This is a genomic window from Microbacterium sp. NPDC058021, assembly GCF_042885955.1.
Classification (GTDB): domain Bacteria; phylum Actinomycetota; class Actinomycetes; order Actinomycetales; family Microbacteriaceae; genus Microbacterium.
Map to the genome: position 1 here is coordinate 260,690 of NZ_JBHVRF010000006.1, position 25,322 is coordinate 286,011.

21 protein-coding genes are annotated in these 25,322 nt (G+C 71.3%); 18 read left to right on the forward strand and 3 right to left on the reverse strand.

Going from position 1 to position 25,322, the window contains the following annotated elements:
* Positions 1 to 13 precede the first annotated feature (13 nt).
* The 15 genes from dapA to dapF all read left to right on the forward strand — a co-directional run bounded on the left by dapA (position 14) and on the right by dapF (position 16,394).
* A complete protein-coding gene (dapA, locus tag ACFVR6_RS14540) occupies positions 14 to 991 on the forward strand; it encodes a 4-hydroxy-tetrahydrodipicolinate synthase (RefSeq protein WP_386964261.1) in 978 nt (325 codons plus the stop codon).
* On the forward strand, positions 988 to 2,667 hold the full coding sequence (locus ACFVR6_RS14545) for a ribonuclease J (RefSeq protein WP_386964263.1): 1,680 nt from the start codon (positions 988 to 990) through the stop codon (positions 2,665 to 2,667). The genes dapA and ACFVR6_RS14545 overlap by 4 nt, the downstream gene beginning before the upstream one ends.
* Before the next feature lie 534 nt (positions 2,668 to 3,201).
* Positions 3,202 to 5,853, forward strand: a complete 2,652-nt coding sequence (locus tag ACFVR6_RS14550) for a DNA translocase FtsK (protein ID WP_386964265.1) — start codon at positions 3,202 to 3,204, stop codon at positions 5,851 to 5,853.
* Positions 5,854 to 5,877: 24 nt separating this feature from the next.
* Entirely contained in the window at positions 5,878 to 6,456 is a 579-nt protein-coding gene (pgsA, locus tag ACFVR6_RS14555; protein ID WP_386964267.1) for a CDP-diacylglycerol--glycerol-3-phosphate 3-phosphatidyltransferase, read from the forward strand.
* A complete protein-coding gene (locus tag ACFVR6_RS14560; RefSeq protein WP_386964269.1) occupies positions 6,453 to 6,998 on the forward strand; it encodes a CinA family protein in 546 nt (181 codons plus the stop codon). Before pgsA ends, ACFVR6_RS14560 begins: the two co-directional genes overlap by 4 nt.
* 136 nt (positions 6,999 to 7,134) lie before the next feature.
* Positions 7,135 to 7,449 carry a helix-turn-helix domain-containing protein gene (locus ACFVR6_RS14565; protein ID WP_191718037.1) on the forward strand — a complete coding sequence of 105 codons (315 nt, stop codon included), beginning with the start codon at positions 7,135 to 7,137 and terminating at the stop codon, positions 7,447 to 7,449.
* Between the two features lie 13 nt (positions 7,450 to 7,462).
* Positions 7,463 to 7,687, forward strand: a complete 225-nt coding sequence (locus tag ACFVR6_RS14570) for a DUF3046 domain-containing protein (RefSeq protein WP_386964271.1) — start codon at positions 7,463 to 7,465, stop codon at positions 7,685 to 7,687.
* Positions 7,688 to 7,957: 270 nt separating this feature from the next.
* Complete coding sequence (recA, locus tag ACFVR6_RS14575) at positions 7,958 to 9,010, forward strand: recombinase RecA (RefSeq protein WP_386964273.1); 1,053 nt, start codon at positions 7,958 to 7,960, stop codon at positions 9,008 to 9,010.
* Positions 9,011 to 9,021: 11 nt separating this feature from the next.
* A complete protein-coding gene (locus ACFVR6_RS14580; protein WP_386964275.1) occupies positions 9,022 to 9,780 on the forward strand; it encodes a regulatory protein RecX in 759 nt (252 codons plus the stop codon).
* A gap of 73 nt (positions 9,781 to 9,853) precedes the next feature.
* The gene (locus ACFVR6_RS14585) at positions 9,854 to 10,954 is read left to right on the forward strand and encodes an alpha/beta hydrolase family protein (RefSeq protein WP_386964276.1); all 1,101 of its coding nucleotides are present in this window, start codon (positions 9,854 to 9,856) and stop codon (positions 10,952 to 10,954) included.
* Between the two features lie 157 nt (positions 10,955 to 11,111).
* Positions 11,112 to 12,032, forward strand: coding sequence for an ABC transporter ATP-binding protein (locus tag ACFVR6_RS14590; protein WP_386964278.1), 921 nt, complete (start codon positions 11,112 to 11,114; stop codon positions 12,030 to 12,032).
* The gene (locus ACFVR6_RS14595; protein WP_386964280.1) at positions 12,029 to 12,907 is read left to right on the forward strand and encodes an ABC transporter permease; all 879 of its coding nucleotides are present in this window, start codon (positions 12,029 to 12,031) and stop codon (positions 12,905 to 12,907) included. Before ACFVR6_RS14590 ends, ACFVR6_RS14595 begins: the two co-directional genes overlap by 4 nt.
* A gap of 51 nt (positions 12,908 to 12,958) precedes the next feature.
* Positions 12,959 to 14,509, forward strand: a complete 1,551-nt coding sequence (gene miaB / locus ACFVR6_RS14600) for a tRNA (N6-isopentenyl adenosine(37)-C2)-methylthiotransferase MiaB (RefSeq protein ID WP_386964282.1) — start codon at positions 12,959 to 12,961, stop codon at positions 14,507 to 14,509.
* Positions 14,502 to 15,428 (forward strand): tRNA (adenosine(37)-N6)-dimethylallyltransferase MiaA, encoded by a 927-nt coding sequence (gene miaA / locus ACFVR6_RS14605; RefSeq protein ID WP_386964284.1) that lies wholly within the window; start codon positions 14,502 to 14,504, stop codon positions 15,426 to 15,428. The genes miaB and miaA overlap by 8 nt, the downstream gene beginning before the upstream one ends.
* Before the next feature lie 90 nt (positions 15,429 to 15,518).
* On the forward strand, positions 15,519 to 16,394 hold the full coding sequence (gene dapF / locus ACFVR6_RS14610) for a diaminopimelate epimerase (protein WP_386964286.1): 876 nt from the start codon (positions 15,519 to 15,521) through the stop codon (positions 16,392 to 16,394).
* Positions 16,395 to 16,427: 33 nt separating this feature from the next.
* Here the strand turns inward: dapF and ACFVR6_RS14615 are convergent, their stop codons facing one another.
* Positions 16,428 to 17,069, reverse strand: coding sequence for a class I SAM-dependent methyltransferase (locus ACFVR6_RS14615; protein WP_386964288.1), 642 nt, complete (start codon positions 17,067 to 17,069; stop codon positions 16,428 to 16,430).
* An 83-nt stretch (positions 17,070 to 17,152) separates the two neighbouring features.
* Between ACFVR6_RS14615 and hflX the strand changes: the two genes are divergently transcribed.
* Positions 17,153 to 18,709: a GTPase HflX gene (gene hflX / locus ACFVR6_RS14620; protein WP_386964290.1), complete on the forward strand. Its 1,557-nt coding sequence runs from the start codon at positions 17,153 to 17,155 to the stop codon at positions 18,707 to 18,709.
* Between the two features lie 397 nt (positions 18,710 to 19,106).
* On the opposite strand, the gene ACFVR6_RS14625 is transcribed toward hflX, so the two are convergent.
* Entirely contained in the window at positions 19,107 to 21,023 is a 1,917-nt protein-coding gene (locus ACFVR6_RS14625; protein ID WP_386964291.1) for a S9 family peptidase, read from the reverse strand.
* Positions 21,024 to 21,220: 197 nt separating this feature from the next.
* Here ACFVR6_RS14625 and ACFVR6_RS14630 point away from each other — a divergent pair, with 197 nt between their 5' ends.
* Both ACFVR6_RS14630 and metE read left to right on the forward strand, forming a co-directional pair.
* Positions 21,221 to 22,180 (forward strand): methylenetetrahydrofolate reductase, encoded by a 960-nt coding sequence (locus ACFVR6_RS14630; RefSeq protein WP_386964293.1) that lies wholly within the window; start codon positions 21,221 to 21,223, stop codon positions 22,178 to 22,180.
* The gene (gene metE, locus ACFVR6_RS14635; protein ID WP_386964295.1) at positions 22,177 to 24,507 is read left to right on the forward strand and encodes a 5-methyltetrahydropteroyltriglutamate--homocysteine S-methyltransferase; all 2,331 of its coding nucleotides are present in this window, start codon (positions 22,177 to 22,179) and stop codon (positions 24,505 to 24,507) included. Before ACFVR6_RS14630 ends, metE begins: the two co-directional genes overlap by 4 nt.
* A gap of 102 nt (positions 24,508 to 24,609) precedes the next feature.
* On the opposite strand, the gene lexA is transcribed toward metE, so the two are convergent.
* A complete protein-coding gene (gene lexA, locus ACFVR6_RS14640) occupies positions 24,610 to 25,308 on the reverse strand; it encodes a transcriptional repressor LexA (RefSeq protein ID WP_386964297.1) in 699 nt (232 codons plus the stop codon).
* Between the last annotated feature and the right edge of the window lie 14 nt (positions 25,309 to 25,322).

Below are 25,322 nucleotides of genomic sequence, written 5' to 3' on the forward strand. Positions count from 1 at the left end.
ATACCCTGGGAACATGACGCATCAGGGCAACCCGTTCGGACAGGTTCTCGTCGCGCTGGTCACTCCCATGACCGCCGACGGTGAAGTCGATTGGCCCGCCGTCGAGAAGCACATGGACGATGTCATCACCGCGGGTGCCGACGGCATCGTGGTGACCGGCACGACGGGGGAGACGAGCACGCTCACCGACCCCGAGAAGATCCGCCTGGTCGAGGTGGGCAAGGACGTCGCCGCCGGCCGCGCCAAGATCATCACCGGCGGCGGATCGAACGAGACCGCGCACGCCATCGAGCTGTACAAGGCCAGCGAGAAGGTCGGCGCCGACGGCATCATGATCGTCACGCCGTACTACAACAAGCCGACCCAGGCCGGCATACTCACCCACTTCCGGCTGGTGGCCGATGCCACCGATCTGCCGGTCATCCTGTACGACATCCCGGGTCGCACCGGGGTGCCGATCAAGTACGAGACGATCCTCCGTCTCGCCAAGCACCCGAACATCCTCGCGATCAAAGACGCCAAGGGCGACTTCAGCGAGGTCAGCCGGGTGCTGAACCAAACCGACCTGATGTACTTCTCGGGCGATGACGCGAACGCCCTGCCGCACCTGTCCATCGGTGCGACGGGACTCATCGGGGTGACCGCGAACGTCGCGGCCGCGCCCTACCGCGTCATGATCGACGCCGTCAACCGAGGCGATCTCGCCGCGGCCACGACGGCTCACAAGCAGCTGGAACCCCTCGTGCGTGCGGTCATGACCCACGTTCCGGGCACCGTCAGCGCGAAGTACATCCTGCACGGCCTCGGTCGCATCTCCAGCCCTCGCGTCCGCCTGCCCCTCGTGGGGCCGGAGGAATGGGAGGCCGCGATGATCGAGGACGAGCTTGCCCTGGTGACCGACGTCGTCGGCGCTGATTTCTCCAATTTCCGTCCCGACCGCAATGCGGCAGCTGGCGGCGCACTCCCGAAGGTCCACGGCACTACACGATGAGCCCCAACGCGATCACCCCGCCCCCCGCCCTCGCCCCCGGAACCCTCCGTGTCATGCCTCTGGGCGGACTCGGCGAGATCGGGCGCAACATGACCGTCTTCGAGTACGAGGGCAAGCTCCTCGTCGTCGACTGCGGCGTGCTGTTCCCCGAGGAGCACCAGCCCGGGGTCGACCTGATCCTCCCCGACTTCGAGCCGATCAAGCACCGCCTCGACGACATCGTCGGGGTGGTCCTGACCCACGGCCACGAAGACCACATCGGCGCGGTGCCGTACCTGCTGCGCCTCAAGCGCGACATCCCCCTCATCGGGTCGGGGCTCACCCTCGCCCTCATCGAGGCCAAGCTCAAGGAACACCGCATCAAGCCGTACACGCTGACGGTGAAGGAAGACCAGAAGGAGCAGGTCGGCCCGTTCGACCTGGAGTTCATCGCGGTCAACCACTCCATCCCCGACGCGCTCGCCGTCGCCATCAAGACCCCGGCCGGCACGGCGCTGGCCACCGGCGACTTCAAGATGGACCAGCTGCCGCTGGACGGCCGCATCACCGACCTCCGCGCCTTCGCGCGACTGGGTGAAGAGGGCATCGACCTGTTCCTCGTCGACTCCACCAACGCCGACGTCCCCGGGTTCACCCCGCTGGAGCGGTCGATCGGGCCGGTGCTGGACCAGGTCATCGCCAAGGCCCCGCGCCGCGTCATCGTCGCCAGCTTCTCCAGCCACGTGCACCGCGTGCAGCAGGTGCTGGATGCCGCACACGCCAACGGCCGCCGCGTGGCGCTGCTGGGTCGCAGCATGCTGCGCAACATGACGATCGCCGCCGATCTCGGCTACCTCACGGTGCCCGAGGGCGTGCTGATCGACTACAAGAAGGCCCAGGACCTGCCCGACGACAAGATCGTCTTCATGTCCACGGGGTCCCAGGGCGAGCCGATGGCCGTGCTCAGCCGCATGGCCAACCTCGACCACGCGATCGAGCCGGGCACCGGCGACACCGTGATCCTCGCCTCCAGCCTCATCCCCGGCAACGAGAACGCCGTCTACCGCGTCATCGACGGGCTCACCAAGCTCGGCGCCAACGTCGTGCACAAGGGCAACGCCAAGGTGCACGTGTCCGGCCACGCCGCCGCCGGCGAGCTGCTGTACTGCTACAACATCCTCAAGCCCCGCAACGTGCTGCCCGTGCACGGCGAGTACCGCCACCTCATGGCCAACGCCAAGCTCGCCCAGGACACCGGCATCCCCGCCGAGCGCACCATCCTCGGCGAGAACGGCACCGTCATCGACCTCAAGGACGGCATCGCGACCGTCGTGGGGCAGCTCGACATCGGCTTCGTGTACGTCGACGGCTCGACGGTGGGCGAGATCACCGACGCCGACCTCAAGGACCGCCGCATCCTCGGCGAAGAGGGCTTCATCTCGGTGATCGTGGTGGTGGATGCCGCCACCGGCCGCGTCATCACCGGTCCCGAGATCCACGCCCGCGGCTTCGCCGAGGACGACTCGGTGTTCGACGACGTCAAGCCCAAGATCGCCGCCGCGCTGGCCGAGGCCGCCAAGTCGGGGGTGCGCGACTCGCACGCGCTGTCGCAGGTCGTGCGTCGCACGATCGGTCGCTGGGTCAACCAGCGCCTGCGTCGGCGTCCGATGATCGTGCCGCTGGTCATCGAGGCGTAACAGCCCCTGTCCAACGCCCGTGGGCCGCGTGTGCGGCCCACGGGCGGTGTTCGTTGCCGGGCGCGCAGCGTCCGCCGCTCGCCCGCGCGCGTGCCCGCGTTGCGTTCGGTCGTCACGAACGCCCCGCGAACCCGCGTCCTTGGGGACGAACGCGACGACCGAGCGCGCCGGGCTGCGCCACCCACCCCGTTCGGTCGTCGCGAACGCCCCGCGGCTCCGCGTCGTTGCGGTCGGACGCGACCACCGAACTCGCGAGGCTGCGCCACCCACCGCGTTCGGTCGTCGCGAACGCCCCGCGAACCCGTGTCATTGGGGACGAACGCGACCACCGAACCCGCCGGGGGCGGCGTCAGCCGCGCCGTTCGGTGGTCGCGAAGGGCACGCGGGCCCGCCGCCGCGGGGACGAATGCGACTACCGAATGCGGGCGGGGCGGGGGCTCGGGACCCGCGCACGCGCGGCCTGCCCGCGGGGCGGGCCGCGCGAACGGCCGCGTCGTTGCGCGGAATGTCGGTGCGGCGGCTTACCGTTGAGGGATGGCCAGGAGCAGCAGTCCGACCAAGAGCGGCCGCGCGCCCGCGAAGGGTGCGTCTCCGCGCGCCCGCAAACCCGCTCCGGCACCCAAGCGCTACGTCGATGAGGCGGAGAAGCCGCCGGTGATCGCGCGGGCCTGGATGGGGCTCGCCCACGCGACGGGCAGTCTCTTCCGCGCGTTCGGTCCCGAGACGCTCGAGAAGGATCAGCGGCGCGACGGCTTCCCGTTCCTGCTGGTGCTGCTGGCGGCTGCCGGCGCCGTCGTGGAGTGGTTCTTCATCGGCAACGAGGTCGCCGCGACCATCAGCGCGTACACCGCCGGCGCCGCGATCGGCCGCGTGGCGTTCATCCTCCCGGTGCTTCTGCTGCTGCTGGCGGGCTGGCTCTTCCGGCATCCGTCGTCGGTGCACGACAACGGGCGCATCGGCATCGGCTTCGGCCTGTTCGTGCTCACGATCGCCGGCTTCTGCCACGTGCTGGGCGGACTGCCGCAGCCCGCCGCGGGCCTGCCGTCGCTCAGCACCGCCGGCGGACTGTTCGGCTGGATGGTCGGCCAGCCGCTGTCGTACCTGACGCAGATCGGCGCCTGCGTCGTGCTGGGGCTGCTGTCGCTGCTCAGCGTGCTGATCCTCACCAAGACCCCGCCCAACCGCATCGGCCACCGCCTCGGCGACCTGTACGCCTGGATGTTCGACGCCGAGCGGGTCGAGAAGCCCGCCAAGGCATCCGCCGGCGACGCGTCCGACTCCGACGCCGACTCCGACGCGCTGCCGTGGTGGCGGCGCAACAAGTCGGGTCGCGAAGAGGACCCCGACAACGACCTCGGGTCGCAGGACCTCACAGCGCTGCTGTCGCCCCACGGCGACACCGGCGGCTTCGACCAGGCCATCGCGCCGCCCCCGCCGCCGCCCCCACTGCCCGATGCGCCCACCGAGGTCATCAGCCCCGGTGTCGTCGCGGCCGTGCGCGCCGGCGGCCGCCGCGCCGACACCGGCATCCGCGAGGACGCCACCGAGATCATCGACGACGGCGAGCTGCCCGGCATGTCCGGCCTCGGCGGAGACGGCGACGGGATGCCGCCCTCGGCGCCCTACCGGCTGCCCTCCACCGCGGCCCTCGCCGCCGGCACGCCTCCCAAGGCGCGCTCCGAGGCGAACGACGCCATGGTGCGGGCCATCACGAGCGTCTTCGACCAGTTCTCCGTCGACGCGCGGGTCACCGGGTTCTCCCGCGGCCCGACAGTGACCCAGTACGAGATCGCGCTGGGGTCGGGCGTGAAGGTCGAGCGCATCACGGCGCTGACCAACAACATCGCCTACGCCGTCGCCTCCAACGAGGTGCGCATCCTCGCGCCGATCCCCGGCAAGAGCGCCATCGGCGTGGAGATCCCCAACACCGACCGCGAGATCGTGACACTCGGTGACGTGCTGCGCTCGCCCGCCTCCACGAACTCCGTGCACCCCATGACCATCGGCGTCGGCAAGGACGTCGGCGGCGGCTACGTCGTGGCCAACCTCGCCAAGATGCCGCACCTGCTCGTGGCGGGTTCGACCGGCTCGGGCAAGTCCAGCTTCGTGAACTCGATGATCACGAGCCTGCTCATGCGCGCCAAGCCCTCCGAAGTGCGCATGGTGCTCATCGACCCCAAACGCGTCGAGCTCACCTCGTACGCCGGCGTGCCGCACCTGATCACGCCCATCATCACGAACCCCAAGAAGGCCGCCGAGGCGCTGCAGTGGGTCGTGAAGGAGATGGACATGCGGTACGACGACCTCGCGTCGTTCGGCTACCGCCACATCGACGACTTCAACCGCGCCGTGGTCTCCGGTGAGGTGCAGCTTCCCGCCGGCAGCGAACGGGTGCTCAAGCCCTACCCGTACCTGCTGGTCGTGGTCGACGAGCTCGCCGACCTCATGATGGTCGCCCCGCGCGACGTCGAGGACTCGATCGTGCGCATCACCCAGCTCGCGCGAGCCAGCGGCATCCACCTGGTGCTGGCCACGCAGCGCCCCTCGGTCGACGTCGTCACCGGTCTCATCAAGGCCAACGTGCCGTCGCGGCTCGCGTTCGCGGTCACGAGCGTCACCGACTCCCGCGTCATCCTCGATCAGCCGGGTGCTGACCGCCTCATCGGACAGGGTGACGCGCTGTTCCTCCCGATGGGCACCTCGAAGGCGATCCGCGTGCAGGGCGCGTGGGTCAGCGAGGGCGAGATCGAGAAGGTCGTCCGCCACGTCACCCAGCAGGCTCGTCCCGAGTACCGCAAGGACGTCGCCGCCGTCACGGAGAAGAAGGAAGTCGACGCCGACATCGGCGACGATCTCGAGCTGCTGCTGGCCGCGGCCGAACTGGTCGTCTCGACCCAGTTCGGCTCGACCTCGATGCTGCAGCGCAAGCTCCGCGTCGGCTTCGCGAAGGCGGGTCGCCTCATGGACCTGCTCGAATCCCGCGAGATCGTCGGCCCGTCCGAGGGATCCAAGGCGCGCGACGTCATGGTGACCCCCGAGCAGCTGCCGGGCGTCCTCGCCCGGCTGCGCGGCGAAGACGAGCCCGACGCAGCCGCAGAGGATGCCGTCGAGGCGCAGTTCGCCGGCTACGAGGTCGTCGAAGAGGAATCCGGCGACGAGGATGCCTGGGGCCTCACCGGCCGCTGAGGCGCGCGACGGTAGGCTCGACACGTGGCGATTCCGAGGCAGCTCCCCAACGCGATCACGATCGTGCGCATCCTCTGCGCCCCCGTCTTCCTGTGGATGCTGCTGGCCGACGGCGGCGCCGATGGGCCGCTGCGGTGGTGGGCTGCGGTGCTGTTCATCGTCGCGATCGCCACCGACGGCATCGATGGCTACCTCGCCCGGCGCCACCACATCGTGACCGACCTCGGCAAGCTCCTGGACCCCATCGCCGACAAGGTGCTCACGGGCTGCGCGTTCGTGGGGCTGTCGATCCTCGCCGAGCTGCCCTGGTGGATCACGGTCGTCGTGCTGGTGCGCGAGATCGGCGTGACCGTGCACCGGTTGATCGTCGCCAGCAGCCACGTCGTCGCGGCCGCCTGGATGGGCAAGCTCAAGACCGTCGCCCAGGGTGTCGCCCTGTCGCTCGCGCTGCTGCCGCTGTGGACGGTCGTGGGGGAGTGGATCCACTGGGTCAACCTCGTCACCATGACCATCGCGGTGGTGCTGACGATCGCGAGCGGCATCGACTACGTCGTGACCGAGATGCGCGGCGCGCGCCGGGCGCGTCGCGGGACCGCCTCGTGAGTCCCTTCCGCCCCGCCGCCGATCCCGACCTGCCCGACGAGCAGACGCTCGTCTCCAGCGGACGTCGCAGCGACGCCGAGATCCTCGTGGAGCGGCTGCGCGAACTCGGCTGGACCATCGGGGTGGCCGAATCGCTCACCGGCGGACTGGTCGTCGCCTCCCTCGTGGCTGTGCCGGGGGCCTCCGCGGTCGTCCGCGGCGGCATCGTGGCGTATGCGACCGAACTGAAGCAGAGCCTCCTCGGCGTCGACCCGGTGCTGCTCGAGGCGCACGGTCCGGTCAACGAGCGGGTGGCCAGGCAGATGGCCCGCGGGGTGCGGCGGGCCGTCGGTACCGCCGAGCGTCCCGCCGACATCGGCATCGCCACCACCGGCGTCGCCGGCCCGGATGCCGTCGATGGGCAGCCGGTCGGAACGGTGCACATCGCCGTCTCGACGTCGCTGGGTTCGCGCGTGGAGTCCCTGCGCCTGACCGGCGACCGCGACGAGATCCGCACCGCCACGACGGCCAGGGCGATCGCCTTCGCACTCGAAGCCCTCTGACGGGAACAAGTCGCCGCGACACGGCGTTGTGGTCCAGTGATTCCCATCCCATGCACAACTACCGGGATTACAGTGACCCTGTCCGGTGTTGTACTGTTGTGGACCCGATGGGATGGAAAGCGAGAGGGGGCCCGAAATGATCCTGGTTCGTCAAGAAATCGGCGAAGTGCTGCGTGACTTCCGTCTGCAGAAGGGGCGCACCCTCCGTCAGGTGGCCGGCCGCGCGAGCGTGGCTCTCGGCTATCTGAGTGAGGTCGAGCGCGGACAGAAGGAGGCCTCCAGCGAGATCCTCGCTTCGGTGGCCGACGCGCTCGATGTGCCCATCTCCGCCATCATGCGCGAAGTCGGTGACCGCATCTCCGTACTCGAAGGCCTGCACACGTTCCCCGACGTCGTCCCCGACGATCTCGTGGCTTCGGTCGAGGCCGAGCCCGCGCTGTCGATGCGCTGACCGGAAGGTGTCGATGCGTCGCAGCGAGTTCGATCGCGCCGTCAGCGACGAGTTCGGTCCGCGGGGCGCGGCGCTCGTCGCCGATCTCGTGCTGCCTCGCGTGGGCGGGCGTACCGCCAGGGAAGCCCTGGCCGCCGGTACTCCCGCGCGCGAGGTGTGGGCCGCTCTGTGCGTCGAAGCCGAGGTGCCGGAAGACCGCCGTTACGGCGTGGGCCGGATGGACCCGAGCCGACGCTGAGCCCTCGCACGCCTCCGGTATTCGTCGTTATCGGCGAACGCGATGCGGCGTGTCGTCGAACCTCTGTTCGATTCGGTCGTAGTCTCCTCTACAGCAGGTGTCGAGGGCATGACCGTCCACAATCACGGCAGGCAGCCGACCGATGTCGGAGGCCCTCCGTAGCGTGGACCATGTCATCGCACACCACACGCCTTGTCGCAGCATCCCTCCCATCCGGGGCGGAGCGCGACAGCCTACAGGCGACCGACCGCGAGCAGAAAAGAGCACGTCATGCCCTCACCCGCCGACCGCGAGAAAGCCCTTGAATCGGCCCTCGCCCAGATCGACCGGCAGTTCGGAAAGGGCTCGGTCATGCGACTGGGTAGCGACGAGCGCGCTCCCGTCGCCGTGATCCCGACCGGCTCCATCGCCCTCGACGTCGCGCTCGGCGTCGGCGGTCTGCCGCGCGGTCGCATCATCGAGATCTACGGGCCGGAGTCGTCGGGTAAGACGACGCTCACCCTGCACGCGATCGCCAACGCGCAGCGCGCCGGGGGCATCGCCGCGTTCATCGACGCCGAGCACGCGCTCGACCCCGATTACGCGCAGAAGCTCGGTGTCGACATCGATCAGCTGCTCGTGTCGCAGCCCGACACCGGTGAGCAGGCTCTCGAGATCGCCGACATGCTGGTGCGCTCCGGCGCGATCGACCTCATCGTCATCGACTCCGTTGCGGCGCTCGTGCCCAAGGCCGAGATCGAGGGCGAAATGGGCGACTCGCACGTCGGTCTCCAGGCCCGACTGATGTCGCAGGCGCTGCGCAAGCTCACCGGTGGGCTCAGCCAGACCAACACCACGATGATCTTCATCAACCAGCTGCGCGAGAAGATCGGCGTGTTCTTCGGTTCGCCCGAGACGACCGCCGGCGGTAAGGCGCTGAAGTTCTACGCCTCGGTTCGTCTGGACATCCGTCGCATCGAGACGCTGAAGGACGGCACCGATGCGGTGGGTAACCGCACGCGCGTGAAGGTCGTCAAGAACAAGATGGCGCCCCCGTTCAAGCAGGCGGAGTTCGACATCCTCTACGGCACGGGCATCTCCCGAGAGGGCAGCCTCATCGACTTCGGCGTCGAGCACGCGCTCGTCAAGAAGTCCGGCGCCTGGTACACGTACGAGGGCGACCAGCTGGGTCAGGGCAAGGAGAACGCCCGCAACTTCCTGCTGCGCAACCCCGACATCGCCAACGACATCGAGACGAAGATCAAGCTGAAGCTGGGCATCGGCCAGCCGAAGCTCGTCGAAGAGCCCGTGGCCGACGACCTGGCTGCACGCCGCCCGGCCTGATGGTCCACTTCGTGAGCGACGGGGGCGTCCCTGAGGACGCCGAGGGGATCGCCCCCGTCATCCCGCTGTTCGGCGATCGCCGTGCGACCGCCGAACCGGCGCGGAGCAAGAACGCCGCCGCCGGGCGCGCCTCTCACCCCGACCCGGTCGCCGAAACCGCCGCAACCCTGTCCCGGCTCGACCAGCGCTCCGCGGGGCGCGGCGACGGCCCGCCGCAGTGGCGCACCACGTGGGATGCGGATGTCGTGCCCCCCGTGCCTGAGGATGCCGACGAGGACCGTGCCGATCGGGTGGCTGCGGCGGAGCGCATCCTGCTGCGCAAGCTCCGCGCCCGGCAGCTGTCCGTCTCCGAGGCCCGTGCGGCCGCGGCGGAGCACGAGCTCCCCCCGGACGACCTCGAAGCCCTGCTCGACTCCTTCACCCGGTTGGGTTACCTCGACGACGCCAGGCTGGCGGAGCAGCTCATCCACACCGGTGCGCAGCGCAAGGGACAGGGAAGGCGGGCGATCGCGCAGACGCTGTCCTCTCGCGGCATCCCACGGGAGATCGCCGACGAGGCGCTCGCGGATCAGCCTGACGACGAGGCCGAGCGCGCGCTCGAGTTCGCACGGACGAAGACGCGGCAACTGGACAGCGTCGACCATGAGACCGCGATGCGCCGCCTCATGGGGCAGCTGTCCCGGCGCGGCTACCCGGGCGCGGTGGCGGCGACGGCCGCGCGGACCGCGCTGGCCGAAAGCGGCACCCGCGGCGGCGTGCGGTTCCGCTGAGATCCCCTATGCTCGCGGTGTGAGACGCCAGCGCAGCCGACGACGATGGCCGTTCGTGGTCGGGGGGAGCGTAGTGGCGGTAGTACTGGCCGCACTGGTCGGGGTCCCGTTGGCCAGCGCCCAGGTGCTGCTCACGCCGCACCACGACCTCACGACCGCGGCGGGGAGCGTGATCGCGGTCGGCGATGGCGAGATCACCCTGTCCCGCACGGATGCCGGAATGCGCATCGGCACGTACGGTCTGACCTGGGCCGCCGCGGACGGGGAGGTCGCCGGCGAGGGGGTCGTCGGACCGGTGCTGCGCTCCGACGGTCAGTCGGTGACGCGCACGTTCGTCCCCACAGACGGGGCGCCCGCCGTCGGAGTCGACGTCGCGCTCAACCCCAACCTGTGGACCGGAGACCCGCGCAGCGCGCTGGGGCTGGACTTCCGCGATGTCGAGGTCGAGGGCGAGCTGGGTACCATGCCGGCCTGGATGGTCGACGGCGACGGGTCGACCTGGGTGCTGTTCGTCCATGGCATCGACGGTCTTCGCCAGAGCGGGCTGCGCCCGCTGTCGACCATCCGTCATGTCCGGTTGCCGACCCTGCTGATCAGCTACCGCAACGACGAAGGCGCACCGGCGAGTGCGAACGGCCTTTTCAGCCTGGGGGAGAGGGAATGGGCCGACCTCGACGCCGCCGCGGACTACGCCCTGTCGCAGGGCGCCGAGCGGTTCGTGCTCTACGGCGACTCGATGGGCGGCAGCATCGTCACCCGGTTCATGCACGAGTCCGCGCACGCCGATCGCGTGGTGGCCATGGTGCTCGACGCGCCGGTGCTGGATTGGGGACACGTCATCGACGGCCAGGCGCAGCGACTTCATCTGGGGGCGCTGTCGCCTCTCGTGCGTCAGGTCGTGCAGTGGCGTGGTGACCTGTCCCTCACGGCGTTGGACGAGCTCGACCAGACGTCCGTGTTCGACTCCGTCCCCGTTCTGGTGTTCCAGGGTCTCGCCGACCCGCTGGTGCCGCACTCCGACAGCGAGGACTTCGCCCGCGCGCTCCCCCTGGGCCGCTACGTGCCGGTGCCGGACGCCGGACACATCCAGAGCTGGAACGTCGACCCCGAGGGCTATGCCGCGCACCTCACGGACTTCCTCGCGCCGTATGCGTCATCCGACGACGACGAGTGATCCGCCGACCTCTACGAGGAGCGCACGTTCGGCTGTCAGATGAACGTCCACGACTCCGGCGCGGGCCGCCCTGGCGGAGAACCGTTCCGGGGGTGGGGTCCGATTCCGCTGAGCCCTCGTCGCGCGCCTAAAATCGGAGGCGATGGAGAGGGGCGGGATGTCGATCCAGGTGGAGGCGCTGACCAAGAAGTATCGCGGCCGACCGGCGGTCGATGGCATCTCGTTCGAGGTGGCTGACGGCGCGGTGTTCGCGTTCGTCGGCACCAACGGGGCGGGCAAGTCCACGACCATCGGATGCCTCACCACGGTGCTGCCGTTCGACTCGGGTTCCGTGCGCGTGCTCGGCCACGACGTGACCCGCGAGGGCAACGCGGTGCGCGAAGGCATCGGCGTGGTCTTCCAGGACTCCGTGCTCGATCCCGCGCTCACCGCGCGGGAGAACCTGCAGCTGCGGGCACGGATGTCGCTCGTCGCGCGCGACCGCATCGCCGCCCGCATCGCAGACCTCACCGCCCTCATCGGCCTCGACGAGTTCCTCGACCGGCCCTACGGTGCGCTCTCCGGCGGCCAGCGCCGTCGCGTCGACGTCGCCCGCGCGCTGCTGCACGAGCCCCGCGTGCTCTTCCTCGATGAGCCGACGGCGGGGCTCGACCCGGCCAGCCGGGCTCTCGTGTGGCGCACCCTCCACACCCTCCGCGCGCAGACGGAGCTGACGGTGTTCCTCACGACCCACTACCTCGAAGAGACCGAGGAAGCCGATCAGGTGTGCGTCGTGGACGCCGGGCGGATCATCGCGGAGGACACCCCCGCGAGACTGCGCGCGAAGTACAGCCGCAGCGTGCTCACCGTCACCTCCGACGACGCCGACTCGCTCCTTGCGGCGGCGCGCGCGGCCGGCGCCGCCCCCACCCTCGACGGCGAGGAGATCGTCATCGAGGTGCCCGACGCCGCGACCGCTCGTCAGCTGCTCGCCACCCACGGTGAGCACGTGCGCGACTTCGAGTTCCGCCACGGACGCATGGACGACGTCTTCCTCGCCCTCACCGGCCGCTCGGCTGCCGAGGAGCCGGCCGCATGACCATCGTCTTCGCCATCGTGGGGCGCAACCTCCGCATGTTCTTCCGTGACCCGATGAACGTGTTCTTCTCGCTGCTGGGCGCGCTCATCCTGTTCGGGCTGTACACGCTCTTCCTCGGAAACCTGCAGACTGCCGACCTGGCGGATTCGCTTCCCGGCGCGACTGAAGGCGAGGTGCAGGCATTCATCGACAGCTGGATGTTCGCGGGCATCGTCCTCATCACCACCGTCACCACCGGCATGGGCGGCATCGCCGTCCTCACCGACGACGGCGCCTCGGGGCGGTTCCGCGACTTCCTGGTCTCACCCGTGCGGCGCGGCCAGCTCGTGCTCGGGTATCTGCTCGCCGCGGCCGCGGTCGCCCTCATGCTGTCGACGTTCGTGCTCGTGCTCGCCGTGGGCTATCTGGGTCTGCTGCGCGGAACCTGGCTGCCGGTCGGCAACGTGATCACCGCCTTCGCCGTGGTCGTGCTCTCCTGCCTGGCCTTCACGTCGCTTTCGGCGTTCATCGTGACCTTCGTGCGCACCAACGGGGCTTTCTCGGCATTGGCGACCATCGTCGGTACCGTGCTCGGCTTCATCGCCGCGGCCTACATCCCGATCGGCGCGTTCCCCGAGACGGTGGCCGACGTCGTGGCGGCGCTGCCGTTCGCGCAGGCGGGCATGCTGTTGCGACGCCAGTTCTCCGACGGGGCACTGGCCACCATCACCGCCGACGCCCCCGGCGCCGAGGAGCAGCTTCGGCTGCTGTACGGGCTGGACCTGCAGATCGGCGACTGGACCGTGACGGCCTGGTTCGTCGTGGCAGCGCTGGTCGCCCTCACCATCGTCTGCACGGCGCTGTCGGCCGTGCGCATCCGCAGCCGCATCAGGTGAGCGAGGTCCGCCCGGCTCGCGTCCGGGTCGGGAACCTACAATGAAGTCATCATGAGCTCGCCGTCCGCTGCCCCCACCCTCATCGCGCCCTCTGCCGCCGCGCAGACCGCCGACGGGCGCCCCCGCACCTACGAGGTGCGCACGTTCGGCTGTCAGATGAACGTCCACGACTCCGAGCGCCTCTCCGGGTCGCTGGAGAGCGCCGGGTACGTCCGGGCCGAGGACGGCACGGATGCCGACGTCATCGTCATCAACACGTGCGCGGTGCGCGACAACGCCGCCGGCAAGCTGTACGGCACGCTCGGGCATCTGAAGTCCCGTAAGGACAAGCACGAGGGGATGCAGATCGCGGTCGGCGGCTGCCTCGCGCAGATGGACAAGGAGACGGTGCAGCGCAAGGCCCCGTGGGTGGATGTCGTCTTCGGCACCCACAACATGGGCTCCCTTCCGAGCCTGCTCGAACGCGCCCGCCACAACGGCGAGGCGGAGCTGGAGATCCTGGAATCCCTCGAGGTGTTCCCTTCGACACTGCCGACCAAGCGCGACGCCGTGCACAGCGGGTGGGTGTCGATCTCGGTCGGCTGCAACAACACCTGCACCTTCTGCATCGTCCCGAGCCTGCGCGGCAAGGAGAAGGACCGCCGGCCCGGCGACATCCTGAACGAGATCCGCCTGCTCGTCGACGACGGTGCGATCGAGGTGACCCTGCTCGGTCAGAACGTGAACTCGTACGGCGTGGAGTTCGGCGACCGGCAGGCGTTCGGCAAGCTGCTGCGGGCGGCGGGGGAGATCCCCGGCCTCGAGCGCGTCCGGTTCACCAGCCCGCACCCCGCGGCCTTCACCGATGACGTCATCGCAGCCATGGCCGAGACCCCCGCCGTCATGCCGCAGCTGCACATGCCGCTGCAGTCCGGCAGCGACCGGATCCTCAAGGCCATGCGCCGCTCCTACCGCTCGGAGCGTTTCCTCGGCATCCTCGACCGCGTCCGGGAGCGCATGCCGCACGCCGCCATCTCCACCGACATCATCGTCGGGTTCCCGGGGGAGACCGACGAGGACTTCGAGGACACCATGAGGGTCGTCGAAGCCGCCCGGTTCGCGAGCGCCTTCACCTTCCAGTACTCGATCCGCGAAGGCACCCCCGCGGCGACCATGCCCGATCAGGTTCCCAAGCACATCGTGCAGGAGCGCTACGAGCGCCTCATGGCCCTCCAGGATCGCATCAGCCTGGAGGAGAACCAGAAGCAGGTCGGCCGCGAGGTGCAGGTACTCGTCTCCACCGGCGAGGGCAAGAAGGATGCCGAGACGCACCGGCTCACCGGCCGCGCCGAGGACAACCGGCTCGTGCACTTCGAGGTTCCCGCCGGCTCCGACCTGCCCCGCCCCGGCGACGTCGTCTCGGTGACCGTGACCCACGCGGCCCCGTTCCATCTGCTCGCCGATTCCCCCGACGGCGCGGCCCTGCGCATCCGGCGCACGCGCGCCGGCGACGCGTGGGACCGCATGCAGGCGGAATCGTGCGCCGTGCCCGCCCCGGCCGGCGACGGCGGGGCACCCCGCGCGGTCTCGCTCGGTCTCCCGACGCTGCGCATCGGTGTCTGACCCGGCCGCACCGCGCCTGTGGGTCGTGGTCGGCGCGACCGGCACCGGCAAGACGGCGCTGTCGCTCGACCTCGCCGAGGCGCTGGGCGCCCGTGGGCGCGCCGCGGAGGTCGTCAACGCCGATGCCATGCAGCTGTACCGCGGCATGGACATCGGCACCGCCAAGCTCCCCGAATCCGAGCGCCGCGGCATCCCGCATCACCTGTTCGACGTGCTCGAGCCGTCCGACGACGCCGCGGTCGCCTGGTACCAGCCCGCTGCGCGCGCCGTGATCGGGGAGATCCACGCACGGGGCGCCGACGCGATCCTCGTCGGCGGCTCGGGGCTCTACGTCTCGAGCGTCGTCTACGACTTCCGCTTCCCACCGCGCGACGCGGCGCTGCGGGCCGCGCTCGAAGCCGACCTCGACCGCGAGGGGCCCGGTGCGCTGTACGCGCGCCTGCGGGACCTCGACCCGGTCACCGCCGGCCGCGTCGATCCGCGCAACGGCAGGCGCATCGTGCGCGCGCTCGAAGTGCTCGCGCAAGGGGAGGCGACGCACGGCGCCGCCCTGCCCGACGACCCCGTGCTGTGGCATAGGCCGACGCGCCTCATCGGGGTGCAGGTCCCGCGCGAAGAGCTGGTGACCCGCCTCGACGCACGCGTGCAGGCCATGTGGCGTGAGGGTCTCGTGGCGGAGGTGGCGGCGCTGCGCGCGGCGGGCCTGGAGGACGGCGTGACCGCGCGCCGCGCCATCGGCTACGCCCAGGCGCTCGCCCAGCTGGACGGCGAACTGTCCGAGGCCGACGCGATCGCGCAGACCCAGGCGCTCACCCGCCGCTACGCGCGCCGTCAGGTGTCGTGGTTCCGCCGGTACGCCGACACCACCTGGGTCGCGCCGGGGGCGGATGCCGCTGCCCTGGCGGACTCGCTCGGGTGACCTCGCCGCGGCGCACCGACAGCCGGTGACGTGCCCGAAACCGACGCCCGTCCCGCCGAGGGCCGGCCCGGGCGTCGATAGACTGGGGGCATGCCGCAGACCCTCCCGTTCACGAAAGGTCACGGCACCGGCAACGACTTCGTGATCTTCGCCGACCCCGACGGCGCGATCGATCTCAGCGACGACCAGGTCGCCGTCCTCTGCGACCGCCGCTTCGGCATCGGCGGCGACGGTACGCTGCGGGTCGTCCGCGCCGCCGCGCTGCCCGAGGGCCGCGAGGCCGCGGCGGCCGGGGCCGAGTGGTTCATGGACTACCGCAACGCCGACGGCTCCGCCGCGGAGATGTGCGGCAACGGCATCCGCGTCTTCGCGCGCTACCTCGTCGACACCGGGCTCGCCCAGCTCCCCGACGGCAGACACCTCGACATCGGCACGCGCGCCGGCATCAAGCGGGTCACCCGATCGGACGACGGCTTCGAGGTGGACCTGGGCGTCTGGCGGGCCGAGGAGGGCGACGTGCTGGTGCGCGCCCGCGGGCTCGATGTCGCGCGCCCCGGCCAGGGGATCGACGTCGGCAACCCGCACGTCGTGGTCGCCCTGCCGACGCACCTCGAACTCGACGGCCTCGATCTCACCGTGCAGCCGATCCTCGAACCCACCCCGCGCCACGGCGCGAACATCGAGTTCGTGGTGCCCGCCGATCCGCTCGTGAAGGGCGGCGTCGGGGCGATCACGATGCGCGTGTTCGAACGCGGCGTCGGCGAGACCCTCAGCTGCGGCACCGGGGTGGCAGCCGCCGCCCTCGCCGTGCGGCTGTGGGCGGGCAAGGCGGCACCCGACCAGTGGCGGGTGGACGTGCCCGGGGGCACGCTCGGTGTGCGGGTGCGTCAGGGCGACGACGGCGAGCACGTACTGCTGTCGGGTCCGGCGACGCTCGTCTTCAGCGGCGAGGTCGCGCTGGCCTGACCCGCTCGGGCGCGGGTGGGGGCCGGGTTCGCCTTACGGCAGAGTGATCTCCGCTGTGGGGGTCGCGCCGTGGCGGCGCACCTTGATCACGCGGAAGCCGCGAGCCGTCGCGGCGCGGTGCACGCTGTAGCCGTCGGCGAAGGTGGCATCCAGCCAGCGCTGGAGCGAATCGGACCCCAGGTTGCGCTGCACCACGAGCCACGCGTCGCTGCGTTCGGCCAGGCGCGGGATCCAGTGCTGCATCAGCCCGTGCAGCACGCTCTTGCCCACGCGGATCGGCGGGTTGGAGCGGATCGTGCGGAACGAGATGCCTTCGGGAACATCATCGGGCAGTACGGCGTTGACGTTGTCGAGCCCCAGCGTCTCGGCGTTGCGGCGCACGAGGTCCAACGCCCGCTCGTTCACATCGACGGCCCAGACGGTCGCGTGCGGCGCGTCCATCGCCAGCGACAGCGCGATCGGTCCCCAACCGCAGCCGATGTCCAGCAGATGGCCGCCGGGCGGCGGCGGTGGTGTGTTGGCCAGCAGAACCGCGGTACCGGAGTCGATGTGATCCGGGCTGAAAACCCCGCCCGCCGTCATGAGCTCCACCGCACGGCCGGAGAGGGTCACCCGGAGACGGCGGAGATCAGAGGAACTGGACGGGGACGCACTGAAATAGTGATCATTCCCCATCCTGCGAGCGTAGCGGAGGCCACGCGCAGGGCGGAAAGCTAGAGTTTACGGATGCCGCCGGTGCGGCTTCCCGGAAGGAATACATGACAGACACCACCAACCCCGACGAGGTCGAATCGACGCAGGTCGATCCCGTCGACCGGGTGCTGGCGCGCGCTGAGGCGCGTCAGGGAGCGCGGGTGACGAGTTTCACCGGCACCGGAGGAGCGAACCGCGTGCTGGGCGCCGCACAGGCGCTGCAGGATGCCTCGACCGCCTACGGCGACGGCGACGGCGAGCAGTGGGACCGCGAGGAGCGTGCCGCGCTGCGCCGCGTGCCCGGCCTGTCCACCGAGCTCGAGGACGTCACCGAGGTCGAATACCGCCAGCTGCGGCTGGAGAACGTCGTGCTCGTGGGGGTCTACCCACAGGGCTCGCAGGAGGACGCCGAGAATTCGCTGCGCGAACTGGCGGCCCTGGCCGAAACGGCCGGAGCGGTCGTGCTCGACGGTGTGCTGCAGCGCCGCCCGCACCCGGACCCGGCGACCTACGTCGGCCGTGGCAAGGCGCAGGAGTTGCGCGACATCGTCGCCTCTGTCGGAGCGGACACCGTCATCGCCGACACCGAGCTCGCCCCCAGCCAGCGACGTGCGCTGGAAGACGTCGTGAAGGTCAAGGTCATCGACCGCACGACCGTCATCCTCGACATCTTCAGCCAGCACGCCAAGAGCCGCGAAGGCAAGGCGCAGGTCGAACTCGCCCAGCTGGAATACCTGCTCCCGCGCCTGCGCGGGTGGGGTGACTCCATGAGCCGCCAGGCCGGTGGCCAGGTCGGCGCCGGCGGCGCGGGCATGGGCTCGCGCGGACCCGGTGAGACCAAGATCGAGCTCGACCGCCGTCGCATCCGCACCCGTATGGCGATGCTGCGCCGCCAGATCCGCGACTTCGCGCCCGCACGTGACGCCAAGCGCGCCGAACGCAAGCGCCACACCATCCCGTCGGTCGCGATCGCCGGCTACACCAACGCCGGCAAGTCGAGCCTGCTCAACCGGCTCACCAGCGCCGGCGTACTGGTGGAGAACGCCCTGTTCGCGACCCTGGATGCCACGGTGCGCCGGTCCGAGACCGCCGATGGCCGCGTGTTCACCCTCACCGACACCGTCGGGTTCGTCCGCAACCTCCCGCACCAGCTCGTCGAGGCCTTCCGCTCGACGCTGGAAGAGGTGGCGGGGTCGGATGTCATCGTGCACGTCGTGGATGCCTCGCACCCCGACCCGGCCAGCCAGCTGGGGACCGTCCGCGACGTCATCGGCGATGTGGGCGCGCGCGACATCCGCGAGATCGTCGTGTTCAACAAGTCCGACCTCGTCGACGACGACACCCGGCTGGTGCTGCGGGGCCTCGAGCCCGACGCGCTGTTCGTGTCGTCGCGCACCGGCGAGGGCATCGAAGAGCTGCGTGCCGTCGTCGAAGCGGCCCTGCCGCTTCCCGAGGTCGAAGTGCGCGCGCTCGTGCCCTACGACCGCGGCGACCTGGTGTCGGCCGCGCACGAGACCGGGCACATCGTCGAACAGGCGCACGAAGAGGAAGGCACGGCGCTGCACGCCTTCGTCTCCCCGCGCCTCGCCGCCGAACTGGAGCGCTTCCGCGTCGACGCCTGAGCGCCCGCCGCCGTTCGGTCGTCGCATCCGACCCTTGGATGTCGCTCGGGCGGGGTGTTCGCGACGACCGAGCGCGGCGCACACGCGCGTGGGCGCGGCGTGCGTGCGTGCGAGTTTGGTCGTCGCATCCGGCCCTTGATGCCGGTCAGGGTGGGGCGTTCGTGACGACCGAAGGTGCGGGCGGGCGCGTGGGTTCGGCGCGGCGCGGGTGTGGGGTTCGGTCGTCGCATTTGGCGCGGGATGCCGCTCGGGCGGGGGTGTTCGTGACGACCGAGCGTCGCGAGCGCGTCGCGGCGCGGCGAGGCGGCGGGGCGCGGGCGGCGGCGTGTGGGGCTCGGCCGTCGCATTCGGCCGCTGCGCGGCGCGGGCGGGGGCCTTTGCGACGACCGAGCGCGGGTCAGGGTGCGGTCGTGAGCTCCACGGGTGCCACGCCGGGGGTGTCGAAGCCGAACACCTGGCCGAGGAAGGCCAGCTCGGACTCGAGCGCGTGCACGACCGTCTCCGTGCGGCGGAAGCCGTGGCCCTCGCCCTCGTAGAGAACGTAGGCGTGGGGGACGCCCCGCGCCGCGAGGGCGTCGCGGATCGCCTCCGCCTGCGACGGCGGCACCACCTCGTCCTCGGCGCCCTGCAGCAGCAGCACCGGCACGCGGAAGCGCTCCGGCCTCGTCAGCGGTGAGCGCTCGGCGTACACCGCGTCGGCCTCCGGGAGCGGTCCGATGAGCCCGTCGAGATACCGCGCCTCGAAGTCGTGCGTGTCCTCGGCGAGCGTGCGGGCATCGCCGACGCCGTAGCGGGAGATGCCCGCTGCGAACACGTCGGTGCGCACGAGCGCCGACAGCACCGTCCACCCGCCGGCCGATCCGCCCTCGATCGCCAGGCGCGCGGCATCCGCCCGTCCCTCGGCGGCCAGACCTGCCGCCGCGGCGGCGACGTCGTCGACATCGGCGATGCCCCACTGGCCGCGCAGCCGCTCGCGGTAGGCGCGGCCGTAGCCGCTGGAGCCGGCGTAGTTGACATCCAGCACGCCGATGCCCCGGCTGGTGAAGTACGCGATCTTGCCGGATGCCGCGGCCGCGACGTGCGCGGTGGGACCACCGTGCACGAACACGACGTACGGCGGCAGCTCGCCGGAGGGCGCGGCCGCCTCGGGATTGGTCGGCGGGTAATCGTAGGCGTGCACCGGGCCGTGCGGGCCGGCGAATGTCACCGAGCGCGGCTGCGGCAGCCACGCCGCGTCCCAGGGGGCCGTGCCGCCGACGAGGGGCTCGGCATCGCCCGGGCGGTCGACGTCGACGAGCCACAGCCCCGCCGGGCGTTCGGCGCCGGCGCCGGTGAGGAGCACGCGCGACCCCGCGACGTCCTCGATCGAGACCCCCGCCGTCGTCGGGAGGACGAGGGGCCGCACCTCCTCGTCCGGACCGATGACGACCAGCGCGTCGTCGCCGTGCGTGCGCACCGCGACGATGCGCCCGTCGCCCAGCACCCCGTACCAGCGCTGGCCGAGCACCCACAGCGGCCCGCCGGTGTCGGCATCGGCCGGCGCGAGCGGCGTCGCCGCGGCATCCGTCGAGATCGACCGGCACCACAGGTTCCACCGGCCCGTCGGGTCGTCCGCGTAGACGAGCCGGTCATCGTCGAGCCACTGCGGCTGCAGCGCCGAGGTGGTCCCCGAGGACACCGTCCGCGGCGCCGTCACGACGCCGTCGTCGAGACGGCCCACCATGAGGCGGCTGCGATCCCACGCCATGTCGGGGTGGTCCCACGCGATCCACGCGAGATGGCCGCCGTCGGGGGAGAGGGCGGGGTGCGCGACGAAGTCGCTGCCGCCGGCGACCGCGGTCACATTGACCGGTCCGCCTGTCGCGATCGCGACGATACGGCGGGCGGGGCGCTCGCCGGTGTGGTCCTCGCACACGGCCAGCAGCATGCCCCGCTGCCAGGTGAGTCCGCCGTAGCGCACGTCACCGGCATCCGGGGTGAGAGGGGTCGGTTCGCCGCCCGGCGGCAGCGCGTACACCCGCTGGTCGGACTTCTCGACGAAGAAGAGGATGCCGTCGTCCGAGGCCGTCCACGCGCCGCCGCCGTACTCGTGCACGCGGGATCGCGCACTCCACCCGGTCGGGAGGACGTCCGCCACCGCGCCGTCCGGCATCCGCCGCCGCACCGTGGTGCGACCGCCCTCGGCGGGCACCGTCTGGCCCCACCACACCTCATCCCCGACGAAGCGCGCGCCCTCCAATCGGGGCGACGCCGCCGACACGTCGGCCGCGGACAGCGGGGAGGGCCAGGAACCGTAAGGCAGCACGTCGACCATGCGATCCACGTTACGCGGCGACACAGATCGTCACATGCGACCACGACCCCACCCCGGGTCATTACCGTGGGGCCATCGTCGCCGGACCCGCAGGGGTCGGGCAGGAGCGACAGCCGAGCCCGGCACCCGCCCGCGAGAAACGCACACCCGTGCGTGGTCGCGGCCGTCCGGCCGCAGCCTCCTACCTGAGGAGCGACATGAGCCCGCTGTCCGCCGCATCCGCGCCAGCCGTGCCGTTCTCGTTCGAGCTGTACCCGCCGCGCACGCAGGCGGGCACGATCGGCCTCCACGAGACGATCCGCCGTCTCGCCGATGCCCGCCCGAGCTTCATCTCGGTCACCTACGGCGCCGGCGGCTCCACAGGGGGCCGTTCGCTCGACGTGCTGCGCCACATCCGCCGCACGACCACCGTGGAGCCGCTGGCCCACCTGACCTGCGTGGGCAACACCTACGCCGGTGCGACGACGCTCATCCGCGAGTTCCTCGACGCCGACATCACCAGCTTCCTCGCGCTGCGCGGCGACCCGCCTGCAGGGCACACGGAGGGCGATGCGTTCCTCGGCGATCTCGAGAGCGCCGCGCAACTGGTGCAGCTGATCGACCGCGTGCAGGCGGAGCGCCGGCCCTACACCGAGGGCGAGATCCCCGGCATCCCGGCCGCCGCACGCATCGAGCGGCGCCGGCGGGTGCAGATCGCGGTGGCGGCGTTCCCCTCGGGGCATCCGCGCTCGCGTCACCCCGCCCAGCACCTCGACGCGCTCCTGGCCAAACAGGCCGCGGGAGCGACCTTCGCCGTGACCCAGCTGTTCTTCCACCCCGACGTGTACCTCGCCTTCGTCGAGCGGGCGCGGGCGGCGGGGGTCACCATTCCGCTCCTCCCGGGCATCATGCCGATCACTTCGCCCGCCCGGCTCCGCCGCGTGCTCGAGCTCACCGGCGAAGAGCTGCCCGCCGAGCTCGCCATCGCACTCGAAGTCGAGCCGAGCGCCGAGGCGCAGCGCGAGATCGGCATCGATGCCGCTGCGCGCCTGGCGCGCGAGGTCGTCGCCGGCGGTGCCCCCGGCGTGCACCTGTATGCCTTCAACGACCACGAGATCGTCCTCGCCGTCCTGCGCCGGGCCGGCATCCTCACCCCACAGATGGAGAACGCATCATGACCAGCGCCCCTTTCCCCGCCGGAACGATCCTCGGCTACCCCCGCATCGGGCGGCGCCGCGAGCTCAAGCGCGCCGTCGAGGCCCACTGGGCCGGGCGGATCGACGAGACCGAGCTCGAACGGCAGGCCGCCGCGGTGCGGCGCGCGACCCGGGAGCGGCTGGCCGCACTCGGCCTTGGCCGCACCGACTCCGCGATCCCGGAGAGCTTCTCGTACTACGACCAGGTGCTCGACGCCGCCGTGGCGGTCGGGGCCCTCCCGGCGCGCTTCGCCGACCTGCGCGACGTCGACGGGACCATTCCGCTCTCGGCATACTTCACCGCGGCCCGCGGCGAGGGGGAGCGCGCACCGCTGGAGATGACCAAGTGGTTCGACACGAACTACCACTACCTCGTCCCCGAGATCGGACCCGAGACGACCTTCGCGCTGTCGACCGACCGGTTCGCCCGGCAGGTCGCCGAGGCCCGCGCCGACGGCGTGACCGTGCGCCCGGTGATCGTGGGCCCGGTGACGCTCCTGGCGCTGGCGAAGGCCACGGATGCCGCCCCCGAGGGGTTCGACCCGCTCACCCGGCTCGACGACCTGCTGCCGGTGTACGCCGAGCTGCTCGCGTCGCTGCGGGATGCGGGTGCCGAGTGGGTGCAGCTGGACGAGCCCGCCCTCGTGAGCGAGAGCCTGCCGGCGACGCCCGCCCGCCTCGCCGACGCGGCGGCGGCGGCCTACCGCGTGCTGGGAGAGGCGCCGGGCCGTCCGGCGATCGTCGTGGCCGCCAGCTACGCGCAGCTCTCCGCCGAGGCGTGGGCGGCGCTGGCCGCAGCGCCCGTCGAGGCCATCGCCATCGACCTCCACCGGGGCGCGCTGCCGCCCGTCGCCGACGGGCTGGCGGGCAAGACGCTCGTGGGCGGCGTGATCGACGGCCGCAACATCTGGCGCGGCGATCTGGATGCCGCATGGTCCCGCCTCGACGCGCTCCGCGCGCTCGGTGCCGCCGCCGTCGCCGCGGGGACCTCCACGTCGCTGCAGCACGTGCCGCACGACGTCGACGACGAACCGCACCTCGACCCGCGCCTGGCGTCGTGGCTCGCCTTCGCCGACGAGAAGGTCGGCCAGGTCGTCACCCTCGCTGCGGGACTCGCCGATGGCCGCGAGGCCATCGCGGCCGAGCTCGACGCGGCATCCGCAGCCCTCGCCGACCGCCGCTCGGCGCCGGGCGTGCGCGACGGCGCGGTGCGGACGCGCGCGGAGGCGCTGACCCCCGCGGACTATCGCCGGGGGCCCGCTGACGAGCGCGAGGCGGTGCAGCGGGAGACTCTCGGCCTGCCGGTGCTCCCCACCACGACGATCGGGTCGTTCCCGCAGACCGGCGACATCCGTCGCGCCCGCGCCCGGCACGCGAGCGGGGAGGGGAGCACCGAGGAGTACGAGGGGTTCCTCCGTGAGGAGATCCGCCGTGTCGTGCGCCTGCAGGAGGACCTCGACCTCGATGTGCTCGTGCACGGCGAGGCGGAGCGCAACGACATGGTGCAGTACTTCGCCGAGCACCTCGACGGCTTCGCGGTGACCGTCAACGGGTGGGTGCAGTCCTACGGCTCGCGTGCGACGCGCCCGTCGATCCTGTGGGGCGACGTGTCGCGGCCGGCACCCATCACGGTCGGCTGGTCGACCTTCGCGCAGAGTCTGACCGGCAAGCACGTCAAGGGCATGCTGACCGGGCCGGTCACGATCCTCGCGTGGTCGTTCGTGCGCGACGACCAGCCGCTGGGGGAGACCGCCGACCAGGTGGCGCTGGCGCTGCGCGATGAGATCGCCGATCTCGAAGCCGGCGGCATCCGCATCGTGCAGGTCGACGAGCCGGCGCTGCGGGAGCTCCTGCCGCTGAAGCAGGCCCAGCAGCGGTCGTACCTGGACTGGTCGGTGGGGTCCTTCCGCCTCGCGACGGCCGCGGCCGCGCCGGGCACACAGGTGCACACGCACCTGTGTTACTCGGAGTTCGCCGTCGTCATCGACGCGATCGCGGCGCTCGACGCCGACGTGACCTCGATCGAGGCGGCACGCAGTCGCGGCGAGGTGATCGCCGACATCCGCACTTCGGGGTTCTCCCGTGGCATCGGGCCCGGCGTCTACGACATCCACTCGCCGCGCGTGCCGTCGGTCGAGGAGATCGCGGCGCTGCTGCAGCGCGCCGTCGACGAGCTGCCGCTCGGCCAGGTGTGGGTCAACCCCGACTGCGGGCTGAAGACCCGCGGCTACGACGAGACGGTCGCGTCGCTGCGCAACCTGGTGGCGGCCACGCGCGCCATCCGCGAGCAGCTGGCGGTACACGTCTGACGCACGCCTGAGGCGATGACGAGAGGGGATGCCGCAGGTCGCGGCATCCCCTCTTCGTCGTCTGCGACGCGGTCGCCTGGGTCGCGGGGCGATCCGCGCGGCTCAGACGGCGCGCAGCACCGCCACGACCTTGCCGAGCACGACGGACTCGTCGCCCAGGATCGGCTCGAACGCGCTGTTGCGCGGCAGCAGCCAGGTGTGCCCGTCGCGCTGGCGGAAGGTCTTCACCGTGGCCTCGCCGTCGAGCATGGCCGCGACGATGTCGCCGTTGTCGGCGGTGGCCTGCGAGCGCACCACGACCCAGTCGCCGTCGCAGATGGCGGCGTCGATCATCGACTCGCCGCTGACCTTGAGCATGAACAGGTCGCCCTTGCCCACGAGCTGCCGCGGCAGCGGGAAGATCTCCTCCACGTGCTGGTCGGCCGTGATCGGCACGCCCGCCGCGATGCGCCCGACGAGCGGAACGAGGGCGGCGTCACCGAGTGACGGTGCGGCATCGGCGGGGTTCTCGGCGGCGGTGCCGGGAAGGTCGATGAGCACCTCCATCGCCCGCGTCTTGCCCGCGTCGCGGCGCAGGTACCCGCTCAGTTCGAGCTGGTTGAGCTGGTGCGTCACGCTCGAAAGCGACTTGAGCCCCACCGCGTCGCCGATCTCGCGCATGCTCGGCGGATAGCCGTGACGGGCGATGGAGCGCTGGATCACCTCGAGGATGGCGAGCTGCTTCTCACTCAGGCTCTTGCGGCGGCGCGTCTGGGGTCGGTCGTGCGCGCGGTCGCGCCCGCCCGGTGTCGCGTCGGTCATCTCGCCTCTCCCGT

What these genes read in the sequence shown, in the direction of transcription:
- dapA (WP_386964261.1), top strand. Translation starts at nt 14, where the DNA reads ATGACGCATCAGGGCAACCCGTTCGGACAGGTTCTCGTCGCGCTGGTC.
- ACFVR6_RS14545 (WP_386964263.1), top strand. Translation starts at nt 988, where the DNA reads ATGAGCCCCAACGCGATCACCCCGCCCCCCGCCCTCGCCCCCGGAACC.
- ACFVR6_RS14550 (WP_386964265.1), top strand. Translation starts at nt 3,202, where the DNA reads ATGGCCAGGAGCAGCAGTCCGACCAAGAGCGGCCGCGCGCCCGCGAAG.
- ACFVR6_RS14565 (WP_191718037.1), top strand. Translation starts at nt 7,135, where the DNA reads ATGATCCTGGTTCGTCAAGAAATCGGCGAAGTGCTGCGTGACTTCCGT.
- ACFVR6_RS14570 (WP_386964271.1), top strand. Translation starts at nt 7,463, where the DNA reads ATGCGTCGCAGCGAGTTCGATCGCGCCGTCAGCGACGAGTTCGGTCCG.
- recA (WP_386964273.1), top strand. Translation starts at nt 7,958, where the DNA reads ATGCCCTCACCCGCCGACCGCGAGAAAGCCCTTGAATCGGCCCTCGCC.
- ACFVR6_RS14590 (WP_386964278.1), top strand. Translation starts at nt 11,112, where the DNA reads ATGTCGATCCAGGTGGAGGCGCTGACCAAGAAGTATCGCGGCCGACCG.
- ACFVR6_RS14595 (WP_386964280.1), top strand. Translation starts at nt 12,029, where the DNA reads ATGACCATCGTCTTCGCCATCGTGGGGCGCAACCTCCGCATGTTCTTC.
- miaB (WP_386964282.1), top strand. Translation starts at nt 12,959, where the DNA reads ATGAGCTCGCCGTCCGCTGCCCCCACCCTCATCGCGCCCTCTGCCGCC.
- dapF (WP_386964286.1), top strand. Translation starts at nt 15,519, where the DNA reads ATGCCGCAGACCCTCCCGTTCACGAAAGGTCACGGCACCGGCAACGAC.
- ACFVR6_RS14615 (WP_386964288.1), bottom strand. Translation starts at nt 17,069, where the DNA reads ATGGGGAATGATCACTATTTCAGTGCGTCCCCGTCCAGTTCCTCTGAT.
- hflX (WP_386964290.1), top strand. Translation starts at nt 17,153, where the DNA reads ATGACAGACACCACCAACCCCGACGAGGTCGAATCGACGCAGGTCGAT.
- ACFVR6_RS14625 (WP_386964291.1), bottom strand. Translation starts at nt 21,023, where the DNA reads ATGGTCGACGTGCTGCCTTACGGTTCCTGGCCCTCCCCGCTGTCCGCG.
- ACFVR6_RS14630 (WP_386964293.1), top strand. Translation starts at nt 21,221, where the DNA reads ATGAGCCCGCTGTCCGCCGCATCCGCGCCAGCCGTGCCGTTCTCGTTC.
- metE (WP_386964295.1), top strand. Translation starts at nt 22,177, where the DNA reads ATGACCAGCGCCCCTTTCCCCGCCGGAACGATCCTCGGCTACCCCCGC.
- lexA (WP_386964297.1), bottom strand. Translation starts at nt 25,308, where the DNA reads ATGACCGACGCGACACCGGGCGGGCGCGACCGCGCGCACGACCGACCC.